Source organism: Streptomyces sp. NPDC048637 (assembly GCF_040650675.1).
GTDB lineage: Bacteria > Actinomycetota > Actinomycetes > Streptomycetales > Streptomycetaceae > Streptomyces.
The window spans coordinates 141,559-155,423 of the sequence record NZ_JBEZHQ010000009.1 but is presented as its reverse complement, the minus strand read 5'-3'; the positions used below and the strand labels follow the sequence as shown (position 1 = coordinate 155,423).

Below are 13,865 nucleotides of genomic sequence, written 5' to 3'. Positions count from 1 at the left end.
TCTCGGTCTTTCGGGGGGTGTGCTTACGGCAGATGGATGGGAGCGCCGGGGCCCAGCGGCAGGTCGAGGAAGTAGAACCCGGTGAGGATGACGGTCCAGACCGTCGCGAAGGACAGGGCGAACGGCACGAGCCGGGAGATGACCGTGCCGAGTCTCAGTTCGGGCTGGTACTTCTGCGCCGAGACCAGGGCGAAGTAAAGGAAGACCTGCATCGGCGTGATCGCCCCGGTCACGGAGTCGCCGATCCGGAAGGCCGCGTGCATCGCGGCGGGCGACAGGCCCAGCAGCATCCCGGCCGGCACCATGACGGTGCCCAGGATCGACCACAGCGCGGAGCCCGAGGTGATCAGCAGATTGAGCAACGAGGTCACCAGGACGACCGCGAGCAGAATCCCGAATCCCCCCAGCCCGGCGGACTGCGCACCGTCCGCGAGACCGATGGCGAAGAGCTTGCCCAAGTTGCTCCACGTCAGCAGATTGATGGTCTGCGCGATCGCGAAGACGAGCACGACGAACCCGGACATGTCCCGCACCGCGCCGATGAGGTGCGGGTAGACGGCACGCGCTTCCTTGCCGACCCCACCGCAGCGGGCGTAGACGACGCCGAAGAGGAAGAACAGCCCGGACAGCACAAGGGCGAGGCTGTCGACGAAGGGGGAGGGGGCCAGCACCCCGTCCTCCCCGCGCAGCGGGCTTCCCGGCAGCAGCCAAGCGGTGACGACAACGGCGGCGACCGCCAGCGTCACCCCGCCGCTGATCAGCAGTGCCCGGCGCTGCGCCGGGGTCGCCAGGGTCTCCGTGGCCGAGCCCTCCGAACCGGAATGCGCCGGGTCGTGCTCCGGGTTCCAGGGCGCCAGCCGGGGTTCGAGGACCCGGTCGATGAGGAAGCCGCCGACCAGGGGCAGGAGCAGTCCGGTCGCCGCGGTGAAGAACCAGTTCATGGCGATATGGACGTGATAGCCCTCGATGCCCGGCAGCAGATCCGCCGCGCTCTGCGTGATACCGGTCGTGGTCACATCGAGAGTGCCGAGCAGGATCCCGCCGTCGTAGCCGCTCCCCACGCACACAAAGGCACCGAGCAGGCCCGCCACCGGGTGCCGTCCCACCGCCTTGAAGACGATCGCGGCGAGCGCCGGCAGCAGGATGTAGGCGGAATCGGCCAGTACGTGCCCCTGGCAGGCGACGAAGGCGACAAGGTAGGGGACCCAGCGCCGCGACACCCGCAGGAACGCGAACCGCATCAGACATTCCAGGGCGCCGGTACCCTGCGCCACGCCTATGCCCATGGCGATGACCAGTACCGGGCCGAGCGCGGGGAAGGCCGTGAAGGAATCGATGGCCGTGGCGAGGAGATGGCTGATGCCCTCCGGTGTCAGCGCGCCGAGCACGGGTGTCGGCTTTTTCTCCCCGGGCACCTGCACCGACACATCGAAGGCGGCGATCACCGTCGACACCACAGCGACCAGACCGAAGATGCCGGCGAAGAGCACGAACGGATTGGGCAGCCGGTTGACCCATCGCTCGACTCGTCCCAGCAATCCCTCCAGTGGAAGCGGGTTCCGTTCCAGTGCCTTCATTGCTGCCTGCCTCTCGTCCCGGAGCGTGTCGGCGGTGTGCGTGCGCCACTATCGAGGGGGCGGCGGAAAACTCCGGAGAGGTGAAGAGGAATGTCCATCTGCGCTTCGAATACGCAGAAAAACGGCCATCCGCCGGCCGTACGCGGCTTCGCAGGTCGCATTGCCGGGCCCGACCGCGGCGCGGATCCGCTTAACATGTCCCGGTCAACTGATCACGGCGGGGGAGCGGGGGAGAGAGCAGATGGCTGTCTTCACCCTCGCAGCCGGTGCGCCGCCCGCCGTATCCGGTGGGCGCGCGCTCGGCTCAAAGCCACATCTGCAAAGGAACGTCATGCGTTTCCACCGAATACTTGCCACCGCAGGAACCGTTGTAGCCCTGGCGTCGGTCTCCGCCTGCGGCGGCCTGCCCTCCGCGGGTTCACCCCAGGAGGCCGGAGACTTCCTCACGTCGACGCTCAGCTGCGAGAGCATCGACATTGCCTCGCCTCCCGAGGTCCAGCGGGTGGAAGCCATGGGGATGACGGGCATCAACGGCGGCGGCGAGTGCAAGGAGCCGGCGGGCCACGACGGTGACGTCGACTTCCTCACCATCGAGGACATGGAGGCGTTCCAGACCGCCGTCAAGGGGGACGAGGACGAACGGGACGAGCTCATGATCGGCGACGATTTCGTCGTCGACCCGAGCAGCGACGACCAGCGGCGCCAACTTCTCAAGGCCGGGCTGCTGTTCCTCAATTGCACCCCGGACTTCAAGGCTCCCTCCGGCAAATCGGCGGAGGACGGTGAGATCGAGGGCTGCTCCACGACCGACTATTCGGACGATCTCGACTGACGTCCCGTCGACGGATCCGCGCGGGCATCGCCCGCGCCGATCCGTTTCCGCGGTCGCGGACGGGCGCGGCCGCGTGCCGTCCGCGACCGGGGCCCGCGGAGCGCGCCGGAGGAACAATCGGCCTGCAAGGCGCCCGGGGGCCGGGTCGGGGGAGCCACCGGCGGGCGAGCTGCTGATCGCCTCCGTCCGCAGGGGGCGGGGTCAGTGGGCGGTGAGGCCGCCGTCGACCACCAGCTCGGTACCGGTGATGAACGAGGACTCGTCGCCGGCGAGGAAGAGCATGGCCGAGGCGATCTCGTCGGCGCGGCCCGCGCGGCGCATCGGGGTCCACACGATGTCCGGCTGCTGGTCGCCCTGCTCGTCCAGGAGATCCTGGATCATCGGGGTGGCGATGAACGACCCCCGGCGGGGTGCGCCCTGCGGATGTTCATGCCGGCCCTTCCTTTCCTCCCTCTTGCACCGCCGCTCTCGACGGTCGTCACCAGGATACGGCCCGCCCGCCGCCCGTTCATCGTCCACTCGGACGAGGCGCGCTCCGGCCGGCGTCAGGGGGATGCCAGGGCTGCCCCGTAATGGATCCTCGACGGTGCTTTCTGGACTTGTTGCGAGAGCGGTCCGGAGGGAGGGAGCTGTGCGGGCCGACCGGCGAGACGCGATGCTGCACGAACACGTCGTCGAACGCTTCACGTCAACTCCCCTTACATCAAAGGGACTTGGCGTTGACTACAGCATGGCCGGGTTGACAGGGTGGCGGCCAGTGACCGTTCGTGACGGCGTGACAGGGGGAAGCACGTGGGGCACCGCGAGGAGAGCGGACCGGCCGGAGCCGGGCAGGGGCGTCCGATGAGCCGGGGGAGGTTTCTGCGGGCTGCCGCGGGGGCGGTGATCGGTGGAGGTGCGCTGCTGGGTGGCGTCGGTGCGAGAGAAGCGGCGGCCGGGCCGCGCGGCGGCTCGACGCGGAAGAGGGCGGCAGCGCTCAACATCAGTCTGGTCAAGGATCTGACCGGGCCGGGGATCACGGACCGTTTCGGCATGGCGGCGACCGACCTCGGCGTTCCCGTCAGGACGCCGGACGGGCGGCTGCTGTTCGTCTTCGGTGATACCTGGGAGGACCAGCCCCTCGGCAATGACTGGCGGGCGCCGGTCGCGCTGTATTCGGAGACCACCGACCTGGCCCAGGGCATCGAGTGGTCCGGTGCCGTCGGCGGCGACCGGGCACGACAGCTGTGGCAGTACGACCACGGCAACCCGGAGTTCGACACGGTGCTGCCGGGCGACGTGCTCACCATCGGCGACACCACATATCTGCACGTGGCCGTCCAGAAGCCCTACGGCACCGTGGTGTGGACGGAGATCTGGAAGTCAACGGACTCCGGAGCCACGTGGGAGCACACCGGTTGCCGCTGGGGCAAGCCCGGTGACCCGGGCCTGAGTCCGCATTTCCAGATGGTGACGTGGGGGCAGGGCGACAACGGCTATGTGTACTGCTGGTCCACAAAGTTCGACGGCACCGAGTCCGTCATCATGCACCGGGTGCGGGAGGACCAGATCACCAACCCGACGGCGTACGAGCCGTGGACCAGAACGGGTTGGGGCACCTGGGGAGACGAGGCCGCGTTCGTCCTGACCGGCAAGTACCGCGAGCTGTGTCTGCGGCCGATCGAGGGGAAGTGGCTGTTCACCGGCCTTGACCTCAGCGTGCCCTACGGGCGGATCGTCGGGCACATCCTGGACGTGCCGGACGGCGACCCGGGTCCCGCTCACACACTGGTCCACGGCGTCACCTGGCCGGAGAACGATCCGAAGGCCGGACGCGTCGCGCAGCCGTACGGCGGCTATGTCATCCCCGGCTCCACCCTCAACGACCTGCACATCGCGGTCAGTCAGTGGGAGAACCCGGACGGCCAGGTGCCGGACTCCTGGTCGTACCACGTGATGCAGTTCCGCATCCAGGGGCTGACCGGCTGACGTACGGGGGCCTGGGTCTGCCCTCGCCTGTGCGGTGGGCTGTGCCGGTCCGGCAACCTGTGGTCCTGTGGCCGGCTCTTGTGTCCGCGTCTCCTGGATGAGGGCGCCCAGGCCTGCGTCATGTCAGTGGGGCGTGGGGGAGTGGTGCGCCGAGGCTGCAGGGGCCGGGGCGAGCCGGTAGGAGTCGCCGTGGGATTGCACCAGGCCGCCCGTCGGCGAGGGGAAGTGGGTGCCGAGCATCAGGGTGCCGGTGTCGGCCAGGGAGGCGAGCAGGTGGCGCCGGGTGGCGGCTGCTTGCTGGGGGTCGATGTCCACGCAGCTTCCCATGGCGGGCTGGAGCAGCTGTACGGGGTGATGGATGCAGTCGCCGGTGATCAGGGCGGTGGCCGTGCGGCCGTGCAGTTCGACGGCGAGATGGCCGGGGGTGTGTCCGGGGGTGGGAATCAGGCGGATGCCCGGCGCGATGTCGGTGCCCGCCGCCGGGACGTCGACGAGGTCGAGAAGGCCGGCGTCCCTGATCGGGTCGACGGAGTCCCGGAACATCTGCCGCCGGGCTTCGTCCATGTCTGCCGTCGCCCAGTGGTTCCACTCCGTTCGCGCCGTCAGATAACGGGCGTTGGGGAAGGTGGGTTTCCATGTGGCGCCGTCGGCATACGTGTTCCAGCCGACATGGTCGGTGTGGAGGTGCGTGAGGATCACGAGGTCGATGGTCTGCGGCGGGAAGCCGGCGGCGTCGAGGCGCGCGAGGTAGTCGCTGTCGAGGTGGTGCCAGGCGGGGTTGGCGCGCGTTTTGCCGTTGCCGATACCGGTGTCGACGAGGACGCGCAGGCCGTCGGCCACGAAAGCGAAGCTGTGGCTGCTCAGCCGCAGGGTGCCGGCGTCGTCGGCGAAGTCGGGCCGCAGCCAGGGTGCTTGGGCGACCACGTCAGGGGTGGCGGCCGGAAGCAGCCAGGGGCCGGTCTGCGGGGGCAGGGCCACCTCGTCAATGCGGCGGACGGTGAGGTCCCCCAGGTCCCAGGCCGGTGACTTGCCGCTGGGTGAGGGAGTCGAGTGGCTGTGCATGCGGCGATTCCGTTCCTTCGCTCGTACGTCAGGAGAGGAGTGGGCCGGGGGCGGGGCGGTGAGGCCCGGCGGCGCCCGGTCGGGGGCGGGTAGCGGGTGTGTGCGTGGGGTCCAGGACGGGCGGCGCACTCCGGCTGTCGGGGAGACGCAGGAGCCGACGGTGAACGGTGAGAGGTCATCCGCCGTAAACGCTATTTATTTGCTTTAGGTGACGCTAGCCCCTACCGTCGACTAAGGCAAATCTTTTGCTTTTGCCGGGGTGGTCGCTGCGCGGCCGCTCCGCAACTCACCCTGCACGCACACGAAGGGCATCCATGACCGCCGCCGAACTCACCGCCTCGGAGGCCGCCCGATGGGCGCTCCGCGCCGGACTCCCGCTGGAGAGCGGGCGCCACACCGAAGTAGCTGCCGCCGCGAACCACATCCACGCCGTGGTGAGCACCTTGCGCGAGCTGGACTTCGGGGAGACGCCTCCCGCCACCCACCCCGTCGAAGGGGAGGCCATCGATGCGTCCCTTTGAACTGACCCTCGCCGAGGCGGCCGACGCCATCGCGAAGGGGGAGCTGTCCCCGGTGGAGCTGACCGGTTCCCTGCTCGAACGCATCGACGCTGTCGAAGAACGGCTCGGGGCTTACGTCGCCGTGACGGGTGAAGCGGCGCGCAGGTCGGCCGCATTGGCGGAGCGCGAGATCGCGGCCGGTCGGTACCGCGGCCCGCTGCACGGCATACCGTTCGGGCTGAAGGACCTCATCGACGTCGCCGGTCTGCCGACCACGGCCAGTTCCCGGGTGCGAGCGGACCATGTCGCGCAGGCCGACAGTGCGGTGGCCAGGCGGCTGTCCGACGCCGGCGCGGTGCTCCTGGGGAAGACGCACACACACGAATTCGCTTACGGGCTGACCACACCCCAGACGCGCAACGCCTGGGACCAGGGCCGCATTGCGGGCGGGTCGAGCGGAGGCTCCGCGGTCGCCGTGGCCGCGGGGGCGGCCACCTTCGCCCTGGGTACGGACACCGGAGGTTCCATCCGGGTGCCCGCGGCGCTGAACGGAGTCGTCGGACTCAAGCCGACCTACGGCCTCATCTCCCGGCACGGTGTGACCTCGCTGTCCTGGTCCCTGGACCATGTCGGTCCGCTCACCCGTACGGTGCGGGACGCGGCGCTTGTGCTCGCCGCGCTGGCGGGCCCCGACTCCGAGGATCCGGCCGGCCGCGACGCGGCACGGCCCGCCCATCCCCTCCCTCGCGAAAGGGACTTGACGGGCCTGCGGATCGGAGTACCGGCCAACTACTACTTCGACCGGGTCAGTCCCGCGGTCGAAACCGCCGTACGAGGTGCCATCGCCCAGATGGCGGACCTCGGGGCCGACCTCGTCGAGGTCGGGATACCGATGGCCCGCTACGTCCAGGCGACCCAATGGGGTCTGATGGTCCCGGAGGCGACCGCCTACCACGAGCAGGCACTGCGGTCGGTCCCGGAGCTGTATGCGCCGGACGTCCGGGTGCTGTTGGAAGCCGGTGAGCTCATGTCGGCCGGTGACTATCTGCGGGCCCAGCGGGCCCGCACCCTCATGCGCCAGGCATGGGGGCGCCTGCTCGAACAGGTCGATGTGATCGCTGCGCCCACGGTGCCGATGACGGCCGCCGAGGCCGGGCAGGACACCGTGGCATGGCCGGAGGGTGTGACGGAGAGCGTCTCCGATGCCTATGTCCGCCTGTCCGCCCCCGCGAACATCACCGGGATACCGGCGCTGACGCTGCCGGTCGGCCACGATGACGCGGGCCTGCCCATCGGCATGCAGCTGATGGGCCCGCCCATGGGGGAAGCGCTGGTGCTGCGCGCCGGACATGCCTACGAATCGGTCCGGAGCGGGCGCGCTGAGCCGGCGGTGGTGACGCCCTGAAGGACGCCGGCCTCGGTGGGCGCAGCAGCCGGTTGAGTTGCAGGTGCGCGTGCGCCCCCGCCCGGCGGCCGGGTTCCCTGCGGGTGAGTGCTGCCACTGTTGGGAAGTGGTCCTCGGGGAGGGGCGGGAGGCCCCGCTCCAGACGCAACGATTTTGCTTTAAGGTGGGGTCATGAGTCCCAAGGCCATGGCCCGCCCCGGGGGGCGCAGCGCCCGCGTCCAGGAGTCGGTGCACGCCGCGGTGCGGGAACTCGAAGCCGAACAGGGCCGCGCGTCACTGACCGTGCCGGCGGTCGCGGCCCGCGCGGGTGTCACCCCGTCGACGATCTACCGTCGCTGGGGCGACCTCCACGAGCTCCTGTCCGACGTGGCGGTCGAACGCCTGCGCCCCGAGGAGCCGCCCGCCGACCACGGGAGTCTCCACGCGGATCTGGAGTCCTGGGCCCGGCAGTTCCTCGACGAGATGGCCTCTCCGTCGGGGCGCGCCTACAGCCGCGACGCGCTCCTCGGCGACCCGGACGGCAGCAATGCCGGCCAGTGCTCGGCATACGCGGCCGACCAGATCGACGTCATCCTCGCCCGCGCGTCGGGGCGCGGCGAAACCGTTCCCGACGTCGAAGCAGTCATGGACCATGTCGTGGCCCCGATGATGTACCGCATCCTGTTCCGGCCGGGCCGGCTGACCGCTGCGTACGCGGATGACCTCGTACGCGCTGCCCTCGCCCCACCTGTCCCGCCCGGCTGACGGGGCCGGACACCGGAGTCGTCGCCACTGCCGTGCCGGCGGCGGTCCGTGCCGGCGGCGGTCCGTGCGGACCCGCTCAGCGACGGGCCCTGATCTACCAGCAACGTCACGAACCGGACCCAGCGCGGGATCATGGGACTTTGGTTGCGCTACGTCGAGACGAAAGGTGGTGTCGGCGGCGGGGAGGGGTTGCTTAACGTGGCTGCGTGACAGGTGTGGAAGGTATGGAGCATGCGCGGCGCGCTCGCCGGGCGCCGGCGGCGAGGCTGCGTAGGGCGTTCCGGCGGCTGGCCGCTCCTGCCAGGGCTCTCTGCGATCCCGGGATGTGGCCCCCCAGACGCATCGTGGGCGAATCGCTGCTGAGCGTGGTGCTGGGGGTACTGGCGGCGGGGATCGAGGCCGTGCGCGGCGGTGGCCCGGTACTGGTCGTCGCCGTCGCGCTGGCTGCCGGACTGCTGGTGCAGCTGCGCCGGGTGGGGCCAGGGACCGTACTGCTGGTGACCGTCGTGGGTTCGGTCGCGATCGTCGGTCTCGCCCTGCTGGCCCCCGTCGCCGGCTGGTCGGCCGGGCGCCGGATCGTCGGGGTCGGCAGGGCGACCGGCACCTTCGCCTTCGCGTACGTCCTCAGCTTCGGCCTGGACGTTCTGCAGGAGTTGCCCGGCGTCTCGCCGGCGGCCCTGGTCGTCGGTGCCCTGATGACGCTGGTCGCGATCGTCGTGCCCGGACTCGCCGGGCGCTACTGGTCGCAGCGCCGCACGCTGCTGGACACCCTGAGGGAGTACAACGCCCAACTGCTGCGTGAGCGCGCGATGATCGCCGGACAGGCCCGGATGCGCGAGCGCCAGCGCATCGCGCAGGACATGCACGACAGCCTCGGCCATCAGCTCGCGCTCATCTCGGTGCACACCGGGGCACTGGAGGTGGACCGCGAGCTGACCGGGCGGCAGCGGGAGGCCGTGGGCGTGCTGCGGGAGGCGTCGGTGGGCGCGATGCACGAGCTGCGCGAGGTGGTGGGGCTGCTGCGGGACGGCACCCACGCCCCCGGGGACGGGGCCACTCCCTCGGCCGCCACTGGGGGCACCCCCACCCAGGCCCTTGAGGCCGTGGGGGAGGAGGTCGCCAAGGCGTCGTCGCGAGGGGTCGCGGGCATCGAGCGTTTGGTGGAGGCGCCCCGGAGCGCGGGTACGGCCGTGGAGCTGCGGCGCTCGGGCGAGGTGCGCCCGCTCGCCCCGACCGCCGATCACGCGGCGTACCGGATAGCTCAGGAGGGCCTGACCAACGCCCACAAGCATGCCCCGGGCGCCTCGATCGCCATCGAACTGCGCTATGAGCCGGACTCGTTGGTCGTGGAGGTCGCGAACGGTCCCGCGCCCGAGACCGCGGACGGCGGCCGGAGCGTGGTGAGCGGCGGCCAGGGGCTGACCGGGCTCGGGGAGCGGGCCCGGCTCGTCGGCGGCATGGTGCATGTGGGCCCAACGGCGGACGGCGGCTTCCGGCTGGCGGGTGTGCTGCCGTACACCTCGTCGGAGGGCGGCGCCACGAGCCCCTCGCCCAACCGGGCGATGGCGACGTTCGTTGCTCCAACAGGCGACTTTCGGCAGCAGATTCCGGCGGGATCGCTCAGCGAGGGTGATCCGGTCATCGACCGGAACGGTCTGCCGAAGGGGCTGGCCAAGGCAATGAGCACGGACAAGAGAAGCAGCGGCATAGCCATCGGTTGCGGGATGGCGGCACTGACCGCCCTGCTGCTGGCGATCAGCGCCGTCGTCGGTGGGTTCTACCTCGCGGGCGAAATGGACAAAGCCATGATCGAGCCGAAGCAGTACGCGGCGGTGAAGGTGGGCCGGTCCGAGGCCGAGGTGCGCAAGCAGTTGCCCGACGGCTCCTCGTTCATCGACGAAGGCCTGGACAAGGGGGCACCGCCCGTGCCCGAGGGGGCGAAGTGCCTCACCCTGAATTCCACGGAGATCGGCAGTAGCTGGGAGAAGTCTCCGGTCTTCCGGTTCTGCTTCAAGGACGGCAAGTTGATCGAGAAGAAATCCTTCGAGGCCAAGACGTGAGGGCGGCATGCTCACTGTGAGGTCCGGGCGGGCGGCTTGATCAGGGATGATGGCGAGCGGCCGTAGCTATGACCGTTCAAGAGGGCGCAGGAGACTCGTGATCAAGGTTCTCGTCACGGATGACGAGCCGCTCATTCGGGCGGGCATCAGGATGATTCTCACCTCGGCCGACGACATCGACGTCGTCGCGGAGGCGGCGAACGGCCGCGAAGCGGTCGAACTGGCCCGGGCCCAGCGTGTGGACGTCGTGCTGCTCGACCTCCAGATGCCGGTCATGGACGGGCTGACGGCACTGGCCGAACTCCGCCGGGCCGTCCCCGATGCACGGGTGCTGATCCTCACCACCTTCGGGGAGCAGCAGAACGTCCTGCGCGCTCTGGCGGAGGGCAGCGCGGGCTTTCTCCTCAAGGACTCGGCGCCCGCGGAGCTGATGGGTGCGGTACGGGCCGCCGCGGCCGGCGACGCGTATTTGTCGCCGGGCGCCACCCGCCATGTCGTGGACTCACTGGCGTCCGGCCAGAGCGTGCTCCGCTCCGAGCAGGCCCGCCGCCGGCTGGAGACATTGAGCGACCGTGAGCTGGAGGTTCTGGCACTGCTGGGCGAGGGCCTGTCCAACGCGGACGCCGGCCAGCGGATCCATATGAGCGAGGCCACGGTCAAGACGTATGTGAGCCGGATCCTGGCCAAGCTGGGCTGCGAAAACCGGGTACAGGCCGCACTCCTGGCACGAGACGCCGGCCTGGGAACCTGAACCCGCACCCGAGGCCCTTGCGACGAGTCGGATGACCACGGTGCCGATGCGCACGCTCCCGCTGTCGGAGCGCGCACACCGGCCACGGCTGCGGGATCGCCCGCCGAAGGCCGCCCACCGCAGGCCGCCCGCCGAAGGCCGCAGGACCTCAGGACCTCAGGACCCCAGTGGTCAACAGGGGGATCGCTCCCCGTCCCTGGACGGTTCCGCCATCAGCGCCTCATCCTGATTAATGTCAGGGACCTGTCATCCATACGTGTAGAACTTGGTGTGGTCCAGCAGGTCCGCCGGGGTGACGTCGTTCCATGGCTTCATGGTGTCGTGGAGGTCGACGACGTCGGGGGTGTTGCCGGTCGGCAGATACCCCGACTTGGGGTGCAGTCGCTGCCAGTCGGCCCAGAGTTTGTCGATGAAGCAGTGGTGCAGCCAGAAGACGGGGTCGTTGGGCGAGGAGCCGGTGGTCATCTGCCCGCCGACCCAGACGTGCACCCGATTGTGCAGATTCGGACCGCGCCAGCCCTCGATGTTGTTGCGGAAGCCGTCGGAGGAGCTGTTCCAGGGGGCGGTGTCGTAGACCGTCATGGCGAGCACGCGGTCGACCTCGGCCCGGGTCGGGAGTTCGCGGACCCCGGTGCCGAGCGAGCGGCGCAGGAACGTCCGGCCGTCCACCCGTATGTTCATCGGCCACTTGCCGTTGCCGAACGCGAACTGCCCCGAGGTCACCCGGCCGTCGCCGCTCCGCCCGTCACCGCCGAGGAAGTCGTCGGCCCACAGGGAGCTGCGGGGTGTGCGATCGGCGGTCCAGTCCCAGTAGGGGAGCATGACCGACGGCGTGATGCTCTGCAGGGCCTGTTCGAACTGCAGCAGGAACCTGCGGTGCCAGGGAAGGAAGGACGGTGACCGGTGGCCGGTCCGCTCTCCGGTGTCGGTGTCACCGATGATGAAGGCGTTGTGGGTGCTGATGAACTCGTCGTAGCGGCCGCTGCGCTTGAGCTCCAGCACCGCATCGATGAAGTTCCGCTTCTCGGTGGCGGTGAGGTCCGCCTGGTTCTTCCGGACTGCCATGTCGAGGACTCCTCGGTGGGGGGACGGGCAGGGGCAGGCCTCAGCCGGTGACGACGGGGACCAGGTCGGCGCCCTGGAGTTCGCGAACGGCGGCGCGCGCCAGGGCGCGTGGCGTGGTGAACGTCTCGTAGTGGTTCACCAGGCTTATCCAGGTGCCGTCCGCGTTCCGCATCACATGGAGGTCGTCGTTGTCGATGCGGACCACGAAGTCCATCCCCTCGTGGGGGCCGGCTGCCCGGTCGGCGGGGTGATCCCCGTGGTCGCCGTTTTGTGAGCCTCCGTCGTCTGCCGGCCAGCCCTCGATGTGGCGGCCCTGGTACATCTCGTCGAAGGGCTCCGGCATCTGGTGACCACCGGAATGCCCCTGCCCGGCTGACTGACCGTGCCCGGCTGAGTGACCGTGGCCGTCGGCGGGCCGGGCGGCAGCGGTGTCGGCGAAGGCGGCCGGCGCGGCGAGCACCGCCCCGGTCAGGGCCGCGGCGCTGCCGTGCAGCACCTGGCGTCGGGTGGGACGCGGCATGTTCCACTCCTCTGTTCGTCTCGGCTCCTCCTCTGGGTCGGGACCGCAGAGGATTCGGTCTTCGAGCCGGCGCACCGACGGTCGGCCCGCGCCGCCACATGCTGGCAGGGACGACCGGATCATCAAGTCGCACCGGCGAGTGAGGCACTGAACGAGACAACACATGGGTGAAGGTGCAGGGTTCAACGGCGCGGATCGTGCTCATGCGCCGTCGCGGTTCACCGCGGAACCGGATATTCCGCGATGTCGGCCACCTTCCACCGCAGATCCTTTTCCTGCACGATCAAAACCATGAGACTCCGCACGGCCGGAACTCGGCGCGAATGAAGGGGGCTTGGGGCGTGCGGGGTTTGAGGCCCGGCGCTCCAACCGCGTGGCAGCGAACCGGCGCGTGAAGCCTTGGGTGTTGAGCCCGGTTGCCTCGGAATGACCGCCATCACACTCAAGGGCCGGGGGTCGTGAAACGTCGTCGCGAAAGAGCAAGGGCCCCCGTCTCGTGAGAGACAGAGGCCCTTGTGTGGAGCGCCCGGCAGGCCTTGCACCTGCATTTCCCGCCGGCTGGCGGGCGTCTTTCCTTGGACCACAGACGCCTGACTCCGGTGTGCAGCGCCGGAGTTGCATCATGATCATACAGGGTCTGCGGGGTTCGGTGTCCACTCGTCCGCCGTGCACAGCGGCAGTGCAGCGCCGAAAGGCCATGGGGGCGTTCGCCGGTGCCGCCGTCCCCGGCATGGCAGAGTCATGCCCATGGTGAACTTGACGCTTGGGCGGCGCAGACACGCCGCTGTGGCTGCTCTCCTTCTGGGGGCCGTGATCTCGCTGACCGCCTGTGGTGAGCAGCGCGGCACGGGCGCGGCGGCCGGTGCCCCGAGTACGTCCCCCAGCCCCAGCCCCAGTTCACCCGGCGCCTCCCCGTACGTGGAGCCCGGAGTCGTCGACGGCGCCCCGCACCACGGCGACAACAACGCCTCTCGCCGCTCCGGCGAGATGTCCCCCGCCGGCGCCAAGGAAGCGCAGAAGGAGGCCGACCGCATCGAGCCCGTGCTCAAGCGGCTCTGGGGGCAGAAGAAGTGGGATCCCAAGAGTGTGCGCGCGGCGCTGCTCCAGCTCGGGTACGAGGAGGAGCGGACCGGGCCGAAGGGCGAGCGGCGAGGCGGGGCCCTCACCGTGCGGGCGATGGACCCGCGCTACGAGGGCGCCCGTCACGTCACGCCCGAGGGCGCCCAGGTCGGCCTTCGCGTCCATGGGGACGCCTGCGTCACGGCGTTCGTGCAGAAGACCAACTACGAGGTCAAGACCAACGGCCCGTTCATGGAGACCGGCTGCTTCGAGCCGCCCTCCGGCCACTGAGGCCGGTGCGGGACACGGGTGGCATGTCGCC

At 69.9% G+C, this 13,865-nt stretch carries 12 protein-coding genes, 1 tRNA gene and 1 pseudogene; 8 read left to right on the top strand and 6 right to left on the bottom strand.

The window, feature by feature from the left end:
- Positions 1–23: 23 nt before the first annotated feature.
- On the bottom strand, positions 24–1,538 hold the full coding sequence (locus AB0C46_RS14935) for an AbgT family transporter (RefSeq protein WP_362828224.1): 1,515 nt from the start codon (positions 1,536–1,538) through the stop codon (positions 24–26).
- A 370-nt stretch (positions 1,539–1,908) separates the two neighbouring features.
- Here AB0C46_RS14935 and AB0C46_RS14930 point away from each other — a divergent pair, with 370 nt between their 5' ends.
- Positions 1,909–2,409, top strand: a complete 501-nt coding sequence (locus AB0C46_RS14930) for a hypothetical protein (protein ID WP_362828223.1) — start codon at positions 1,909–1,911, stop codon at positions 2,407–2,409.
- Between the two features lie 201 nt (positions 2,410–2,610).
- Here AB0C46_RS14930 and AB0C46_RS14925 read toward each other — a convergent pair.
- Positions 2,611–2,802: pseudogene (locus AB0C46_RS14925) on the bottom strand (SDR family oxidoreductase); the annotation flags it as partial.
- 450 nt (positions 2,803–3,252) lie between these two features.
- Between AB0C46_RS14925 and AB0C46_RS14920 the strand changes: the two are divergent.
- Positions 3,253–4,377: a DUF4185 domain-containing protein gene (locus AB0C46_RS14920; protein WP_362828222.1), complete on the top strand. Its 1,125-nt coding sequence runs from the start codon at positions 3,253–3,255 to the stop codon at positions 4,375–4,377.
- A gap of 123 nt (positions 4,378–4,500) precedes the next feature.
- Here AB0C46_RS14920 and AB0C46_RS14915 read toward each other — a convergent pair whose 3' ends face one another.
- Positions 4,501–5,439: an MBL fold metallo-hydrolase gene (locus tag AB0C46_RS14915; protein ID WP_362828221.1), complete on the bottom strand. Its 939-nt coding sequence runs from the start codon at positions 5,437–5,439 to the stop codon at positions 4,501–4,503.
- Between the two features lie 314 nt (positions 5,440–5,753).
- Between AB0C46_RS14915 and AB0C46_RS14910 the strand changes: the two genes are divergently transcribed.
- The 5 genes from AB0C46_RS14910 (at position 5,754) to AB0C46_RS14890 (ending at position 10,899) form a co-directional block, all read left to right on the top strand.
- Positions 5,754–5,960: a hypothetical protein gene (locus tag AB0C46_RS14910; protein ID WP_362828220.1), complete on the top strand. Its 207-nt coding sequence runs from the start codon at positions 5,754–5,756 to the stop codon at positions 5,958–5,960.
- Positions 5,947–7,344, top strand: coding sequence for an amidase (locus AB0C46_RS14905; protein ID WP_362828219.1), 1,398 nt, complete (start codon positions 5,947–5,949; stop codon positions 7,342–7,344). Before AB0C46_RS14910 ends, AB0C46_RS14905 begins: the two co-directional genes overlap by 14 nt.
- Before the next feature lie 171 nt (positions 7,345–7,515).
- Positions 7,516–8,088, top strand: a complete 573-nt coding sequence (locus tag AB0C46_RS14900) for a TetR/AcrR family transcriptional regulator (RefSeq protein WP_362828218.1) — start codon at positions 7,516–7,518, stop codon at positions 8,086–8,088.
- Positions 8,089–8,411: 323 nt separating this feature from the next.
- Positions 8,412–10,148 carry a histidine kinase gene (locus AB0C46_RS14895; RefSeq protein WP_362828217.1) on the top strand — a complete coding sequence of 579 codons (1,737 nt, stop codon included), beginning with the start codon at positions 8,412–8,414 and terminating at the stop codon, positions 10,146–10,148.
- A 97-nt stretch (positions 10,149–10,245) separates the two neighbouring features.
- Positions 10,246–10,899, top strand: coding sequence for a response regulator transcription factor (locus AB0C46_RS14890; RefSeq protein WP_362828216.1), 654 nt, complete (start codon positions 10,246–10,248; stop codon positions 10,897–10,899).
- A 246-nt stretch (positions 10,900–11,145) separates the two neighbouring features.
- On the opposite strand, the gene AB0C46_RS14885 is transcribed toward AB0C46_RS14890, so the two are convergent.
- From AB0C46_RS14885 to AB0C46_RS14875, 3 genes are all read right to left on the bottom strand, one after another.
- Complete coding sequence (locus AB0C46_RS14885) at positions 11,146–11,964, bottom strand: tyrosinase family protein (RefSeq protein WP_362828215.1); 819 nt, start codon at positions 11,962–11,964, stop codon at positions 11,146–11,148.
- A 40-nt stretch (positions 11,965–12,004) separates the two neighbouring features.
- The gene (locus tag AB0C46_RS14880; RefSeq protein ID WP_362828214.1) at positions 12,005–12,484 is read right to left on the bottom strand and encodes a tyrosinase cofactor; all 480 of its coding nucleotides are present in this window, start codon (positions 12,482–12,484) and stop codon (positions 12,005–12,007) included.
- A 518-nt stretch (positions 12,485–13,002) separates the two neighbouring features.
- Positions 13,003–13,074 (bottom strand) — tRNA-OTHER (locus AB0C46_RS14875).
- A 196-nt stretch (positions 13,075–13,270) separates the two neighbouring features.
- On the opposite strand from AB0C46_RS14875, the gene AB0C46_RS14870 reads away from it, so the two are divergent.
- Entirely contained in the window at positions 13,271–13,834 is a 564-nt protein-coding gene (locus tag AB0C46_RS14870; RefSeq protein ID WP_362828213.1) for a hypothetical protein, read from the top strand.
- The last annotated feature ends 31 nt before the right edge of the window (positions 13,835–13,865 follow it).